Genomic DNA, 15,261 nt, shown 5'->3' with positions numbered 1-15,261 from the left:
TCGCCCACGACTTCGCGGCCGAGCGGGCACTGTCGACTCTCCGGGTACCGGGCACCCATGACCTCGCCGACACCTGCGCTGACGCGGCTGCCGCGTTCGGGCTCACCCGGGAGTTGTGTTCGATGACACCGTACGACGTTCCCCGGTCGTGGGCGGCGGCGTTCGATGTCGAGTTCGACGGCATCCGGTATCAGACGCGGTTCACCACGGGCCCGGCGGCGAATGCGGCCGCAGTGTTCGGTCCGGCCGGTGAGGTGTCCTGGCCTGTGGACCCGCGCCCGGAGTCTTTCATGGCGGCGGCGAGGCGTTGTGATATTGCGGTACAGCCGCTTCCGCGGTCGGTCCGGGTCCTCGATCCGCCAACCTGACGATCCAGGGCCGGCTCGGTAGGGCGATGTGTCGTGCGTCGAGTGCCGGACACAGCAGCCGTGCGTGGAAGCGCCGCGTCCGTGGCCCGTGCTGCGAGGGGGCCGCGGTCCCGTGATCGACTGACAGGGCGTTGTTCATTGTTTCTCTTTGGTTTGCGACGAAGCTGCGGGGGTGCAACAGGGCAGTTCCGAGGGGACTATCGCTCCCTGAGCAAGTCAGCCGCCCTCGCTGTTGCTGTGAAAGCGTTCGGCATAGTCGATGTACCAGTCGAGGGCGGCGGTGTCGGCGACGGTGGCGCGGTTGATCGCGGTCTCGGGAGCCACTCCCTGGATCAGCTTCTTGACGGGAATCTCGAGCCGCTTGCCGGTGCGGGTGGTGGGAACTGCAGGAACATCGATGATCTCGTCCGGAACGTGCCGGGGCGAGGTCTGACGGCGGATCGAGGTGCGAATCTTCTCCACGAGAGCCTCGTCGAGATCATATCCTTCGCGCAGCACCACGAACAGCGGCATGTGATAGCCCCCGTGGGGTAACTCGGCGCCGATCACCAGTGCCTCGGCGATCTCGGGAAGCGCTTCGACGGCTTGATAGATATCCGCCGACCCCATCCGGACGCCGCCGCGGTTGATTGTCGAGTCCGACCGACCGTGGACCACGCAACCGCGGTCGGCTTCCATGCTGATCCAGTCGCCGTGCCGCCATACTCCGGGATAAACATCGAAATAGGCTTCCCGGTAGCGGTTTCCGTCGGGATCGTTCCAGAAGTAGATCGGCATCGACGGCATCGGTGCGGCGATCACCATTTCCCCGACCTCGCCGACGACCGCCTGACCGGCCTCGTTCCAGGCCTGCACATCGACCCCCAGGTAAGGGCCTTGGAGTTCACCGACGCGAACAGGGGAGAGCGGGTTGGCGCCGATGAATCCGGTGGCCACGTCGGTGCCGCCGCTGTCCGACCCCAGGTGCACGTCCGCGCTGACTGCGTCGTAGACCCACCGCCAGGTGGTGTCCGGTAGCGGCGAACCGGTCGACATGATCGACCGCAACCTCGACAGGTCGAAATCGGTACCGGGCTGGGTGCCGCCCTTTTCGCACAGCGTCAGGTAGGCCGCGCCGGTGCCGAATCTCGTTGCCCCGTAGCGGGCGCAGACCTCGAATTGGTGGTCTGGCCGGCCGTAGGTGGGGCTGCCGTCGTAGGTGATCACGGTGGCGCCGACCGCCAGGACGTCGACCAGCATGTTCCACACCACCCAGGCGGTGCTCGCGGCGATGAACACCCGATCGGCGGGGCCGAGGTCATAGTGCAGCGCGTTGGCCTTGAGGGCTTCGAGCAGGATTCCGCCGTGCGAGTGGACGATGCCCTTGGGGAGGCCGGTGGTGCCGGAACTGTAGAGGATCCACAACGGGTGATCGAACGGCACCTGCTCGTACTGTGGTGCGGCGTCCCCGACGACGCGGTCGGCGTAATCGGCGACCTCGGGCGGGAGCCGCCCCTCGAGGCCGAGGTTGCGGACCACGATGGTGTGCCGCACGGTTGGGAGCTGGTCCAGCAGGGCGGAGAAGACGTCGCGGCCGTCGATGCGCTTGCCGTTGAATTGGTAGCCGTCCACCCCGATCAGCACGGTCGGCTCGATCTGCGCGAACCGGTCGACCAGCCCTTTGACGCCGAAATCCGGTGCGCAGCAGGACCACACCGCACCGACGCTGGCCGCGGCCAGCACCGCGACGACGGTGGGGGCGATGTTCGGTAAGACCGCGGCGACCCGATCGCCGGAACGCACTCCGATCTCGCGGAAGTGCGCGGCGAGGTTGGCGACCTGCGCGACCAGCTCGGCCCGCGATAGTTCCCCGGTCGTGCCCGTCTCGTTTACCGAGATGATCGCCGGCCCGGGCTCGTCGACGTGACGGAGGAGGTTCTCCGCCCAGTTCAGCCGAGCGCCCGGGAACCACCGGGCACCGGGCATCCGCGGGTCGGCGAGCACCGTTTGCGGCGGCGCCGAGGCGATCACGTCGGAATACTCCCAGATCGAGAGCCAGAACTTGTCGAGGTCACTGATCGACCAGCACCAGAGCGAATCGAAATCGTCGGTGGGGACATTCTTCTCGGTAGCGAGCCAGCGTTGGTACCGGATGATGTTCGAGGCCGAGACCCGCCCGGGCGGCGGCGTCCACAGCACTTCACGTCCTGGCGTGGTCATAGTCGTGCGTCCTTTCCGGTGGGTCCCGCCGTCAGCGTGAGAGCACGGTGCCGAGTGCGCGGGTGAGCTCGTCGGCGGGGTCGGCGGCGGTGCCGGTGCTGCGCCAGGCGACGTGGTTGTCCGGACGGACCAGGATCGCCCCGGTGTCGTCGATCTGGCGGAGTTCGCTCCACCGGCCGGTGGGGTCGGTGTAGTCGGTGCCGTCGCCGATCTGCGCGACCTTGATCTGGACACCGAACTTGTCCATGGCGAGTCGGGCGGCGTCGGACCATGCGGCACCGTCCGTAGCAGTGATGAGCACGAAGTGAGCGTTGTTCTCGGTGAGGTCGTGGGTGGAGATCTGTCTGCCGTCGTGTTCGATCCACGCGTGGGGCAGTCGGTGCCCGGGACGGGTGGTGGGGTAGTACGTGTGCCCCATCGGGTCACGCGGCGGTGCCTCGGTGCCGTCCGGGACGAGTGCCCCTTCCGGGTAGGAGAAGCCGATCTCGAGATCGTGAGCCTGGAATTCGGTGCGCTGGGTACTGATCACCTCGGCTGCACGCGCACGGCGGGTTTCACCCATCGGGGTGTCGGAGAAAAAGTCCCGGAACACCTGGACCTGAGCCTCGACGGGCTGCCCGGGGATCAGGCCGAGACCCGCGTCGATGACCATGTGATTGAGGAAGGTGAACATGGCCCAGTCGACATTGCGCATCCCGACAAGGCGACGTTCGGGCTCGTAGGTGTCGAGCAGGGCAGGGGCGGCGTCCCCTTTCAGGACCGCAGCCAGCTTCCACGCCAGGTTGTGGGCGTCCTGGACGGCGGTGTTCAGACCCAGTCCCGTGGTCGGCGGGTGTCGGTGTGCGGCGTCGCCGGCGAGGAAGATGCGGCCCACCTGGTACTTGTCGGCGAGCACACCTTCGAGGATCCAGTGGCTGACCTTGTGGACCGTCATCTCCAGGTCGGGCAGCTTGAGTAGTTCGCGGATCCGGGGAACGATCGCGTCTTCGTCGAAGCGAGCGGGATCGTCGGGCCGGAAGGTGAAGTGGAGGACGAATTCTTCCGAATGTTTGCCCCAGGTCGGCCCCATCGCGGCCATGGCGCCGCTGCTCCAGGACCCGGCGCCCTCGGGGTTGAGGAGCCAGGTGATCAGGACGTCGTCTTCCCACCACTGCGACAGGTCYGCGGTGAAATGGGTGCTGACCATGTCCAGGATGCCGCTCGGGCCCTCCATCGTGATTCCGAGTTCGGGGCCGACGGTCTTGCCGCCGTCCGCGGCAACCATGTACTGGGCGTGGACGGTGTAGGTCTCCTGCGTTTCCCGGTTCACGATGACCGCGTGCACACCGTCGTCGTCCTGCTCGAACGAGACCAGCTCACGACCGAAGTGTATCGAGCCCGGTGCCCGGTCCTCCGCATGCTGCCGGAGCAGCCGTTCGAGACGGATCTGGGGGTAGTTGCTGGACGGGCACGGGCTGTCGACTGCGTACGCACTCTCGAGCCGTCCGCCGCCGAACGACTCCAGCGTGAACAGGGTGCGGCCGTCGAGTTCGCCGTCACCCCCGAGAGAGGTCACCCATCGGGTCTTGCCCATCTTCCTCGGCGGGGTGCCCACTTCGTAGATCGAGTCCGCGACGCCGACCTGGCGCAGCACCTCCATCGTGCGCTGGTTGAGGTAGTGGGCCTTCGGCAGGTGGGAGGTGCCGGTGTGCCGCTCGACGAGATGGTGATCGATGCCGTGCTCGGAGAGGAGGATCGAGGTGGTCAATCCGCACCCGCCTCCACCGACGACGAGTACGGGGACGGTGATGTCAGACATGGTGTGTGCTCCTGGAAAGAGTGGTGAGGGGGTGCGGACGGTCGGTGGCGGCGAAGCGGTGCCGCATCTCGCCGATGCCTTCGGCGCGGCTGACGAGTTCGTCGTCGAAACCGATGAGCCGTTGGGGATCGCGGGTGAAGCCGATCCCCGAGGGGGTGCCGGTGAAGATGAGGTCGCCGGGGCGCAGCGGCAGAATCGAGGACAGGTAGGACACGAGGACCGGGATCGGGAAGATCAGGTGCCGGGTCCGCGACTTCTGCATGAGCTCGCCGGAGAGGACCGTGCTGATCTCGATGTCGTCGGGGTCGCCGAATTCGTCGGGCGTCACGAGCAGGGGTCCGATCGGGGCGAATCCGGCGAAGGACTTGCCGAGGTTGAACTGCTGTGGCGGGGGACCGGACAGCTGCAGGTCCCGCTCGGACAGGTCCTGGCCGAGGGTCAGCCCGGCCACGTGGTCCCAGCCCTGGGAGGCGGGCACGTTTCGGGCTTCCTTGCCGATGACCGCCACGAGTTCGACCTCGAAATCCACCGAGCCACCGGGGTGTTCGATGGTGTCGTACGGCCCGGCGATCGACGCGGGGAACTTGGTGAACACGAACGGGGCGTCGGGCAGTGTGAGCCCGGATTCCTCGACGTGATCGGCGTAGTTGACGCCGACGGCAAAGATCTGGCCGGGCCGGGGAACCGGAGCGCCCAGCTTCGACTCGTCCACCGGTACCCCGTCCGCCAGGTCCGCGGTGCGTGACCAGGCGGTGAACTCGTCCCACCGGTCGAAAATCTGCTGGGGTTCGGCGGAAAAGCGGCCCCCGCTGGCCGTCTCGACGTCGACGGCAACGCCGTCCGCCACGACCTGGAGCCGGCCGGCTTGGTTTGCTACACGCATGAAGATTGTCCTTCGGTGAAAGAGAATTGCCGCTGTGCCGAGCCGAGCGTGAGTTCGAGTGGGGTCAGCTGGTCAACGCCGCCATCGGGTCGGGCAGGTCGGGGCTGGTCTGCAGGGCCCAGGAGTGGGTGGTGATCTGCGAGATCGGGGTGCCGTTCACGAGTGCTTCCCGCATCAACTCCGGTACGAACGACACTCCGACCGGGTTGTTGCCGTACTCCGGGCCGTTCATGTAGGCCGTTGCCTCGTCCGGGGTGGTGAAGTTGTCGATCTGGAGTTCCACGAAGTTGCCGTCCGGATCCTGGTAGTACAGCGACGTCGTCACCCCGTGCTGGATCGGCACTTTCGGCTCGATCCCCCGCTCCTTCAGGGAGTCGTAGCGATCGAGCAGATCATCGAGAGTGTCGAACGTGTAGGCGGTGTGATGCATACCCGACGCGCCCGGGTTCCTCGGTTCGAGCTGCACGGGCGCTCCCAGCAGCGCGACCCGGTGGTGTTCCTCGTCGAAGGTGATGAAGCACAAACCGTGCCCTTCGTAGACCACGTGCGCGTCCAGCACGGTGCAGTACCAGTCGCGCATCTCCTCGAACCGGCTGGTCTGTAGCACGACGTGCGCGAACTTGGGGGTGGCGGTCATCGTTGACTCCTTTGTGTCCACGGGTCACTCATGGGTGGTGTAATGCGAAACATGTGTTGACGACACCGGGTGAACGCCATGTCCGAGAGACCCGGTGCTGTGGTGCCCGTCACTGATCGATGACACAATTTCATTCAATTTCAGCGCGTGTTGCTACTGGCTGAGGACCAGGAACACTCGAGGAATTTGGGTTCGAGCCCAATTCGGGCGGATCGTAGTGGTCGGGGGCAGAGTGGAAGGATGTCGAGTGCCGCACTGGACTCACGAACTCGCGGGCACCCGCGCCCGGCAATCCGAACGCGAATGGCTCAGTCCCGACGCGGATCGCATCCGCTCCACCTTGGGCGACGGCGCTGTGACCTGGGCTGTCGAGGTAGGCGAGGATATCGCGACCAGGATCTCGCGGGAAATGCCGATCCTTCGGGAAGGAGCCTCACAGCCCAGTGCCGTGCGCAGGGCGACGACGTCGACAGCACTACGGGCCCTGACATTGGTCGCCGGCCTCGGTGAACCCGATACCTCCCTGGCGAGTGCCGAGGTCGAGGAGGTTGCGGTGGACTTCGCCCGCCGAGGCCTGGAACTAAATGATCTTCTCGGCTCGATCCGAGTCGGGTACGCCGTTCTCGCAGCCGCCATCCTCGATGCGGCCCTCCGGTTGATCCCGCCGGCGGAGAGCAGCGCTGAGTTGCGGCGGGTCTCGGTGCTGCTCTTCGAGGTCTTGGACCAGTTCACCGGAGTCGCTGCCACTACCTTTCTCGAGGAGCGGAGCGCCTGGGCGGCCGGGGTCTCTGCCGCTCGACTCGATTTCGTCAAGAAGATCGTCGAGGCCGAACCCGTCGACCCTTCTCGCGCAGACGAGGTGCTGGGATACCCGCTCGGCGGACACCATCTGGCGATCATCGCGTGGAGCGGGCCGCACGCGGGTCACGATCTGCGAAGCATCGTCGACCCTGTGTTGCGGCACTGGGGAATTCCTACAGCAACGCTGGTGATTCCCGTGGGGCTTCAGACGATATGGGCGTGGGGTGCGGTCTCCCCGGATCAAGGGCATGTCCTCCGAGGGCCTTTGCCGGAATTCGGTGACATCTCCGTCGTCGTCGGCCAACTGGGATCCGGAGTGGATGGCTTTCGGCGCAGTCACATGGAGGCCAGGGCAGTGGAGCGGATAGTGCGTCTTCGCGCCGATCAGCCGCGCACCACGTGCACGCACGAAGATTTCGCCCTCGAAGTGCTTCTCCTCGCCGAACCAGATGCCGCCGCCGGATTCGCCAGTCGCCTGCTCGGCCCCCTCGCCGACGACGACGCCCGGACTGCCGATCTGCGATCGACCCTCATTCGCTATCTCGACATGGATCACAGCCTGGCCAAAGTCGCTGCTGCCGAACATATTTCCAAGAACACGGTCACGTATCGAGTCCATAAGGCTTTGAGCCTGTGTGAGCATCCACCTGGAGCCTCGACCACCAACCTGCGGGCCGCACTCAGGGTCCACGAATGGCTCCGAGGTGGCACCACGTCCCGGCCCGACGCCTGAACCAGCGGTCCAGGCGATGTGAGTTCGCGCCGATGTTGGTCTCTGGACCAATGCCGGGCGAGAACGCTGGGCTCTATCCCAGTGCGAACCCCGCCACCCTTGGGCTGTAATTGTGGCACACACCACACAGTGTGTGCGGGTGGAACCGGATGCTCGCTGCGCCCTGCACTGCCGATGAGCTTTGAATTGTGATGTTTTGACGCAACTTTCGTCGACCGAAGTCTAGGAATATCGGCACGTCTTCCGCCGCTGCACCGTCCTGCTGAGGATGCCGTTCCGGAACTGATGCTGTGAAAGGCTGGTTATGAATCACGAGTGGGACGAAACCGTAGATGTTCTGGTCGCGGGAAGTGGAATCGGAGGTCTGGGTTCTGCCGTGATCGCCGCGGCGGGCGGCGCCGACGTCACCGTCGTCGAGAAGGCTTCCGTCATCGGTGGAACTACCGCGAAATCCGCTGCTTACATGTGGATTCCGAACAACAAGTATCTGCGCGCCACCGGACGCACGGATCCGCGCGACGATGCCCTCCGGTATATGGCGAAGCTGTCGCGCCCCAGACTGTACAACCCCGACCATCCCACCCTGGGTTTGCCCGAGTGGGAGTACGACGGCCTGACGGCCTTCTACGACAACGCCTCGGATGCGGCCGAAGCGTACGAGAACCTCGCGGGGCTGAAGTTCGGGCATGCTGCAGACTTCCCCGACTACTACGCGCACCTTCCCGAGGACGCGGCTCCGACAGGCCGCGTGCTGTTCCCGGAAGAAAGCGAAGGTGGGCCCACCGGCGGATCGATCCTGATCGAAACTCTGGCTCGGGCTTGTGAACGTGCCAACGTCCCTGTTCGCACAGATTCCCGTGTGGTCGAGCTCGTTCAGGACGCGACCGGTGCGATCATCGGTGCCGTCGTCGAGTCGGCAGGACGGACAATCCGCATCCGGACACGCCGCGGAGTAATCTGCGCCACCGGCGGTTTCACCCAGGACCCGGAATTGCGTCTGCGCTTCTTGGACCATTCCTACGTCGGTGGTTGTGCGGCTCGGACGAACACCGGCGACCTTCTCGCAATCGCACGCGAGGTCGGCGCCGATCTGGCAAATTTGAACGTGGGCATGCGAGCCCCGATTGTCCTCGAGCGCCTCCAGAAGGACCCGGTGGCCGTCCGCGGCTCGTTCATGATTCCGGGCGACTCGATGATCATCGTCAACCGGTTCGGCAAGCGCGTCATCAGCGAGAAGGTGCCATACCACGACTTCGCGCGGGCGTTCTTCGACTGGGACAGCCAGCAAGGCACCTACCCGAACAACCCGCTCATCGCAATCTGGGACGACCCTGCCCGGCGATTCGGCGGAGAGGGCTTCGGCAACCCCATCCCACCTCAGGGTGAGGACGACTACTGGGTCATCAAGGCCGACTCGTTGGCGGACCTCGAAAAGGGAATCGCGGAACGGCTCGAGACGCTGCGCGAATATACCGGCCCGATCGAGTTGGACACGGATTTCGGTGCCACACTCACCGGCACCGTCAACCGGTGGGCCGAGATGTCCGCAGAAGGCATCGATCACGACTTCGGCCGCGGTTCGACGCCGATCGAGCAGGCCCTGAGCGCCTATTTCGGTGTGGGGGCGGGACCGAATCCGATGATGGCCCCGCTCGCCGACCAGGGGCCCTACTACGCCACCATCCTGGGGCCGGCTCTCATCGATACTGCCGGCGGGCCGCGCGTCGACAAGAACTGCCAAGTCGTCCGACCCGACAGCACACCGATCACGGGCCTCTACGCCGTCGGGAACTGCGCTGCAACACCGTCCGGCGAGGCCTACTGGGCCGGCGGGCACACCATCGGATTCATCCAATGCTCCGCGTACCTCGCGGCTCGGCACATCACCAAGGTCTGACCCCTTCGAAGGCAAGGAAAGAACATGACCCAGACAACGATCGACCTCGATTCGACCACCCGTGTGTTCTACCGTGAGGTCGACGCCAACGACCCCGGAGTCTTCCAGCGTTGCCTTACTGCGGACGCGGTCTTCGGCTTCAACGACGTGGACCCGGTCGCGGGAGTCGAGGCCATCGGCGCCTTCGTGTCCGCCTGGAAAGGCAACTTCAAGGCCGTCCTGCATCAACTCGACAACCTCGTCGTCGACACGACGAAAAACACCGTTGCCGTGGAAATCACCGTGTCCTACGTCTTCCCCGACGGCAACGAGGTCAAGGTCAAGGGCTCGTCGTTCCTCGAGTTCGCCGGCGCCGACATCGCGAGCTGGCGTGTGTATGTCGACACCAGCCGATTGAGCTGAGCCCGCACTCGGATTCTCACATTCGACCCCCCTAACACCACATCACCGACAGGAGAGATCGATGGGACGAGTAGAAGGCAAGGTCGCGCTGATCACCGGAGCGGCGCGCGGACAAGGTCGCAGCCACGCTCTGCGGCTCGCCGAGGAAGGCGCAGATATCATTGCGATCGACATCTGCGATCAGGTCGCGAGTGCCGACCACACGATGGGCACCGAAGAGGACCTGCAGGAAACTGTCGTTCTGGTCGAAAAACTCGACCGCAGGATCGTCGCGATCAAGGCTGACGTCCGCGACCGTTCCGCTCTCGAGAGCGCCGTGGCGGAGGGTGTCGCCGAACTCGGCCGCCTCGATATCGTCTCCGCGAATGCAGGCATCGCGTCGACGGGACCGCTTGTGGGCCTCCCGGAACAAACCTGGCAGGACGTCATCGACATCGACCTGACCGGTGTATTCCACACCATCAACGCTGCCGTACCTCATATCGTCGCTGGTGGTCGTGGTGGCTCGATTGTGTTGACCAGCTCCGCCGCCGGAGCGGCCGGGGTGCAGAACCTGGGTCACTATGTCGCTGCAAAACACGGCGTCCTGGGTCTGATGAAATCGCTCGCCCTGGAACTCGGACCGCAATTCATCAGAGTCAATTCGGTTCTTCCGACCAACGTCGACACCCCGATGATCCAGAACGAGACGATCATGAAGCTCTTCCTGCCGCACCTCGAGCACCCCAGCCGCGCCGATGCAGAGAAGCCGGATTCCAACTACCGTGCGGCGAACGTCTTGCCTATTCCGTGGGTCGATCCGGTCGACATCAGCAACGCAGTTCTCTATCTCGCCTCGGACGAGTCCCGCTACGTCACGGGAATCGCTCTGCCCGTCGACGCCGGCTTCCTGATCAAGTAAATCCAGCTACCGATCGGCTATGCGCCGCAAGTCAGGAGAGTTCAGAGTGAAAGCGTGGATGTTCAACGGTGTCGGGTCACCGATCGAACTTGTCGATGTCCCGGATCCAATCCCGGGTCCCGGCGAGGTTGTGGTGGATCTCAARGCGGCCGGCCTATGCCACACAGACGTGGGCATCACAGACGGGACGATGGCCGAGATCCTCGGCTTCACCCCCATCATCCTCGGACACGAAGCTGCCGGAGTTGTCTCCGCTGTCGGCGACCGAGTCGAGACGGTCTCGATCGGAGACCGTGTCGCAGTCAGCGCCATGGGAGACGGCAAAAGTGGAGTTCTCGGACAGAAGAACATCGGGGTCGGACGCCACGGTGCGTACGCAGAAAAGACGCTGGCGCCGGCCGGCGAGATCATCCCCCTCCCAGCCACCGTGCCGTTCGAGCAGGCAGCTGCTGCTACCGATGCCGGCATGACGTCGTATCACGCGGTCTTCGCGCGCGGCGGCCTGAAACCCGTTACGAGAGTAGGCATCATCGGTCTCGGCGGACTCGGAATGACCGCCGCACGGTTGGCGGTGCTCGGTGGCGGTGAAGTCTACGCAGCGGAGATCAATCCCCAGGTACACGCGGCCGGAATCGAACGCGGCGTGAAGCAGGTTGTCGACGACGTCAAGGACCTCGCGGCGTTCGAACTCGACCTGATCGTCGACTTCGCGGGCTTCGGGACTACCACCGCCGGTGCAATCGAAGTGGTCAATAGCGGCGGCCGCGTCGTCCAGGTCGGTCTCGGCCGAGCCGAAGCGACCATCAACACCCATCTTCTGACCATGAAGGAGGTGGAGCTGCGTGGGTCGATCGGAGGAACGCCCGCCGATACCGTCGAAGTCTTGAAGTTCATCGCGTCCGGGGATCTGGCAATCTCGACGCAGTCGATCGGATTCACCGAGATCGGTACGGGCCTCGAGCAGTTGGCTCGCGGCGAAGTCGGTGGGAAGCGACTCGTCGCGCTCTTCGACTGACACAGGGAGTGCCACCGCACTCCATACTGGCAGAGTGTATGCGTCTGACACTGTCGGCAACGCAGCCAGAACGTTCGACCACGTGGCGGCGGCTCTCCACCGATCTCGTCAGCGATGGTTCCACGCCGTCGCGTTGTCGGTGAATGGTGGATTGATCGAAACGCCGGAGGCATTCGAGAGCACGACCTCGAGCCGGGATTCGCCGCCTCGACGTCGTACTCCGTCTAGAGCATCGAACTGCCACCGTTCACGCTGATCACCTGACCGGTTACGTAGGACGCTTCTTCGGAAGCGACGAAGGCTACTGTGGCTGCGACTTCCTCGACGGTCCCGGGGCGGTTCATCGGAATGAGGTTGCGCATCTGGGCGCCGAAGACCGCCATGTCCTCCTTCGCTTCGGGGGTCGCGGACGCCAATTTGGCTGCGGCCTCCGGTGTCTCGATCCACGCGGGGGCGACCGTGTTCACGGTGATTCCGGCATCTGCGAACTCTCGTGCGAGTCCGGTCCCGAACGCATGGACCCCGCCCTTGGCGGCGTTGTAGATCGCGTGCCGGTACAGACCGTTGCGCACGGATTCCGCTCCTATGTGCACGATCCGGCCGTAACCGGCGTCCACCATGTGGGGCAGCGCCTCGAGTGTGGTGTACAGGGTCGTCCAGAGATTGCGGTCGATGGTGGCCCGCAAGGTCTCCTCGGTGTGGTCGAACGTGGGAAGGATGACGCCACCGCCCGCGCAGTTCACCAGCACGTCTACCGCGCCGCGTTCCGTGACAGTCCGTCGGATGAGGTCGGCGGCGTCCTCACGTTGTGAGAGGTCTCCGACGATTGTGGTCACGGACGCCGCGTTGCCGGGGCGAAGGTGCTCGGCCACCGCCTCCACCGCGTCGGCACTGATGTCTCCGAGGACGAGGTCCGCCCCTTCGTCGGCGAGTCGCACGGCGATGGCGCGGCCGATGCCGCTGCCGGCCCCGGTGACAACCGCAGTCCGGCCTTTGAATCTGTTCATGTGGTGCTGCTGCCTTCCTCTGGAATATGCTGGACGCGAGAGTGTTCAGTCTTCGTTCGGTGCTACGTACACCCGGCCGTCGCTCAACACGGTCCGATACTTCGTCAACGCCAGCACCGCGGGAAAGCACAGGGGTGCTCCGGTGCGGACGTCGAACCGGGCCATGTGGAGTGTGCAGAGCACCTCGTGGCCCTCGAGTTCGCCCTCCTCGCCCAGCGACCACTTCTCGTGACTGCAGGAGTCGGAGGTCGCGAAGAACTTGCCGTCGACGCGATAGACGGCGATCCCGCCATCCGCCTCCAAGCGTAGGGTTTCGCCGTCGGCCAGATCTTCCTCGTTGCACGCGAAGATCAGTGCTGCGGTTGATATTTCCGGTGCCATGGTCGGTCCTCTCGTGATGCGCGGATACGGTGCGCGGTGACAGTTCAGATGATGAAGCTGATCTTGCCCTGGGGATCGAGCATGTCGTGAGCGAGAACGGCCCGCTTCCTGCGGATCAGGAAGGAGGAACCGTGAGGGGTCAGGTCGTAGTCGTAGCGGCCGACATACGTGTCGAACTTGCCGGCTTTCGCGCGGTTGATGATGAAATTGGCTGTGACGGAGATCGACTCGTTGTTCTGTGTCAGGATTCGCACGTTGCCGATGATTCGACTGGTCTGTGAATGGGGAAATTCGGCGTGCGCCTCCGGCTTCTTGAGGCGAATCACCCTCTGTTCGAGCATGGTGCGGCCATCGTGGATGAGTGACCACGTGAGACCGGGGTCCGCGTCCGGCCGGTCCGTGGCGGGTACTTCGTACGTGCAATCGAGTGTGAACAGGTCGAGCCACTCCTCGAGTCGCCATTCGTCGATCAGGCCGGCTTCATGGAACAGGAATTCCTCGACGGCGTTACGCGTCGTGATGGTGGGTGTCTCTGACACGGAAGTCATGGGAGTGTCCTTCTGAGGTGACTGGCGGATGTGCGGCTTATCGAACGAGGTCAGGCATCGGCAGCCTGCTTGTCGAAGGGAACGAACGACGTGCCTTCGGTGGGGAGCTGCTGTCCGGTGATGCGCCGGTTCCATTCCCGCCACCAGGACCGCATCTGCAGTTCGTCGTTGGCCGCCGGCACGGGCTTGCCCATTCCCTTCGACACGTCGGACCAGCCGACCTCGCCGCGTGCGCCGAACCCCTTCTGCGCCTGTTCGAGGGCCTCGACATCATCGGGGGTCGCGAGGCCGGCCGGCCCCCAGAAGGTGAGTGCATTGTTGATGCGGTATCTGACGAACTCCTCGTCGACACCCTTGGGGATGATCTGCCAACCGGTGACGAGCGTTTCCGATGGGCTCACCGGGTGGAATGTGCGCAGCGTCAAACCGAAGCTGAGATCGATCAGGATGAGGCTGGGGAAGAACACCGAATTTCGCGCGAGGCCAAACATCGCGTTGGCATAATTCTCACCGAAGGACTGTTCGGCCTGCGACCGCAGGCCGGCGAGGGTCTGCTTGACACTGTCGGTGGCCAGGGGAAGTCCGTTGGCCGGATACATCAATGTGGCGTGCCCGTTAGGGAATTCGGTTCCCATACCGGCCGGTGCCACACCGTTGACGGTCTCCTTGCCCAGCATCGGTGGTGTGGCACCGAGTTCCATCATCATTTCGAAGTAGGTGTGGTGAACGGACTTGGCGTGATACCCGTCGATGCTGTTCTCGACGAGGAGCTTCCAGTTGGCCTTCAGTGAGTACTTGTGGGTTCCCTCCAGGATCGCGACGCCTTCGGGGGACTGATCGGCTGCCAGATCGATGAAATAGCGGGCGTCGCCGAGGTACGTCAGCAGATCAGGCGCGTCGGGATCGAAGTTCACGAAGTAGAGCCCCCGGTAGGAGTCCACCTGCGCCGGAGACTGCAGACCCTTGTACACGGCAGCCGGCTCGCTCTTGTAGTCCTCGTTGCCGGGCACATTGACCAACTCGCCCGAGTTCCGGTACGCCCAGCCGTGGTAGAAGCAGGTGAAGATCTTCGCATTGCCGGAGCTGTGCCGGCAGACGGAGGATCCGCGGTGCAGGCAGGTGTTGAGCAGCACCCGGACGTCACCGTGCCGGTCCCGGTTGAAGATCACCGGTCGGCCGCCGACGTCCCGGGTCTGGAAGTCGTTCTTGCCGGGAATCTCGGACTCGTGTCCGACGTACAGCCACGTCTTGTCGAAGATCTCTTTTCGTTCGCGCTGCAACACGTCCTCGGAAGTGAAGGCTTCACGGTTGACCCGGAAAAGGCTGTTCTCGCGGTCGTCGATGATGAATTGCTCTGCGGTCATGGGGCTGATCCGTTCTGGTGAGTGCGGGCCGCGCCGGCGGCGTGAGTTAGTGGTGGTCGGCGACGCGGGGATCGGTTGTGGTGATGTCCCGGAAGAGCCAACTGTCGGGATCGGAGCCGGTGGCCGGGACGACCAGCACGGCGGTGGGGCCGATTGCCATCCAGTTCCGTCCGTCGTCGTCCGGTTCGGCGGGCAGGATTTCCACGGTGGTGAAGACTTCGTTGCTGAGGTCGTGGGTCCCGATGATCACGTTGATCTTGCAGCCCTCGGTTTCGATGTGGAGGATCTTGTCCGGACCCCCCTTGAAATGCTGGATCTGACGCATGG

General features: G+C 64.4%; 15 protein-coding genes. 6 read left to right on the top strand and 9 right to left on the bottom strand.

The window, feature by feature from the left end; all coding sequences use genetic code 11:
• A partial coding sequence (locus AC1DWT_RS13955) for a hypothetical protein (RefSeq protein ID WP_477921010.1) occupies positions 1–368 on the top strand: 368 nt, incomplete at its 5' end.
• Between the two features lie 216 nt (positions 369–584).
• Here the strand turns inward: AC1DWT_RS13955 and AC1DWT_RS13950 are convergent.
• From AC1DWT_RS13950 to AC1DWT_RS13935, 4 genes are all read right to left on the bottom strand, one after another.
• Entirely contained in the window at positions 585–2,567 is a 1,983-nt protein-coding gene (locus tag AC1DWT_RS13950; protein WP_477921008.1) for an acetoacetate--CoA ligase, read from the bottom strand.
• Between the two features lie 31 nt (positions 2,568–2,598).
• Positions 2,599–4,365 carry an FAD-dependent oxidoreductase gene (locus tag AC1DWT_RS13945; RefSeq protein ID WP_477921006.1) on the bottom strand — a complete coding sequence of 589 codons (1,767 nt, stop codon included), beginning with the start codon at positions 4,363–4,365 and terminating at the stop codon, positions 2,599–2,601.
• Positions 4,358–5,248, bottom strand: coding sequence for a fumarylacetoacetate hydrolase family protein (locus AC1DWT_RS13940; RefSeq protein WP_387496866.1), 891 nt, complete (start codon positions 5,246–5,248; stop codon positions 4,358–4,360). Before AC1DWT_RS13940 ends, AC1DWT_RS13945 begins: the two co-directional genes overlap by 8 nt.
• 64 nt (positions 5,249–5,312) lie before the next feature.
• A complete protein-coding gene (locus tag AC1DWT_RS13935; protein ID WP_072937134.1) occupies positions 5,313–5,885 on the bottom strand; it encodes a VOC family protein in 573 nt (190 codons plus the stop codon).
• A 247-nt stretch (positions 5,886–6,132) separates the two neighbouring features.
• Here AC1DWT_RS13935 and AC1DWT_RS13930 point away from each other — a divergent pair, with 247 nt between their 5' ends.
• The 5 genes from AC1DWT_RS13930 (at position 6,133) to AC1DWT_RS13910 (ending at position 11,634) form a co-directional block, all read left to right on the top strand.
• Entirely contained in the window at positions 6,133–7,419 is a 1,287-nt protein-coding gene (locus AC1DWT_RS13930) for a PucR family transcriptional regulator (protein ID WP_095862172.1), read from the top strand.
• Positions 7,420–7,723: 304 nt separating this feature from the next.
• Positions 7,724–9,316 carry an FAD-dependent oxidoreductase gene (locus AC1DWT_RS13925; RefSeq protein WP_387496870.1) on the top strand — a complete coding sequence of 531 codons (1,593 nt, stop codon included), beginning with the start codon at positions 7,724–7,726 and terminating at the stop codon, positions 9,314–9,316.
• Between the two features lie 24 nt (positions 9,317–9,340).
• The gene (locus AC1DWT_RS13920) at positions 9,341–9,718 is read left to right on the top strand and encodes a nuclear transport factor 2 family protein (RefSeq protein WP_095862174.1); all 378 of its coding nucleotides are present in this window, start codon (positions 9,341–9,343) and stop codon (positions 9,716–9,718) included.
• Positions 9,719–9,779: 61 nt separating this feature from the next.
• Positions 9,780–10,619: a mycofactocin-coupled SDR family oxidoreductase gene (locus AC1DWT_RS13915; protein ID WP_206013565.1), complete on the top strand. Its 840-nt coding sequence runs from the start codon at positions 9,780–9,782 to the stop codon at positions 10,617–10,619.
• Positions 10,620–10,638: 19 nt separating this feature from the next.
• Positions 10,639–11,634 carry a zinc-binding dehydrogenase gene (locus AC1DWT_RS13910; RefSeq protein WP_477921001.1) on the top strand — a complete coding sequence of 332 codons (996 nt, stop codon included), beginning with the start codon at positions 10,639–10,641 and terminating at the stop codon, positions 11,632–11,634.
• A 224-nt stretch (positions 11,635–11,858) separates the two neighbouring features.
• Here AC1DWT_RS13910 and AC1DWT_RS13905 read toward each other — a convergent pair whose 3' ends face one another.
• The 5 genes from AC1DWT_RS13905 to AC1DWT_RS13885 are packed head-to-tail and all read right to left on the bottom strand — an operon-like array spanning position 11,859 to position 15,259.
• Positions 11,859–12,641 carry an SDR family NAD(P)-dependent oxidoreductase gene (locus AC1DWT_RS13905; protein WP_387492056.1) on the bottom strand — a complete coding sequence of 261 codons (783 nt, stop codon included), beginning with the start codon at positions 12,639–12,641 and terminating at the stop codon, positions 11,859–11,861.
• A 45-nt stretch (positions 12,642–12,686) separates the two neighbouring features.
• On the bottom strand, positions 12,687–13,022 hold the full coding sequence (locus tag AC1DWT_RS13900) for a non-heme iron oxygenase ferredoxin subunit (protein ID WP_477920999.1): 336 nt from the start codon (positions 13,020–13,022) through the stop codon (positions 12,687–12,689).
• Between the two features lie 44 nt (positions 13,023–13,066).
• Complete coding sequence (locus AC1DWT_RS13895) at positions 13,067–13,570, bottom strand: aromatic-ring-hydroxylating dioxygenase subunit beta (protein ID WP_477920997.1); 504 nt, start codon at positions 13,568–13,570, stop codon at positions 13,067–13,069.
• A 50-nt stretch (positions 13,571–13,620) separates the two neighbouring features.
• Entirely contained in the window at positions 13,621–14,934 is a 1,314-nt protein-coding gene (locus tag AC1DWT_RS13890) for an aromatic ring-hydroxylating oxygenase subunit alpha (protein WP_072937154.1), read from the bottom strand.
• Between the two features lie 46 nt (positions 14,935–14,980).
• On the bottom strand, positions 14,981–15,259 hold the full coding sequence (locus AC1DWT_RS13885; RefSeq protein ID WP_072937155.1) for a hypothetical protein: 279 nt from the start codon (positions 15,257–15,259) through the stop codon (positions 14,981–14,983).
• Positions 15,260–15,261 lie beyond the last annotated feature (2 nt).

Source organism: Rhodococcus sp. P4_B6, assembly GCF_056402215.1.
Note: the sequence above shows the minus strand (reverse complement) of the source record. Positions and strands in the feature narration are given on the sequence as shown.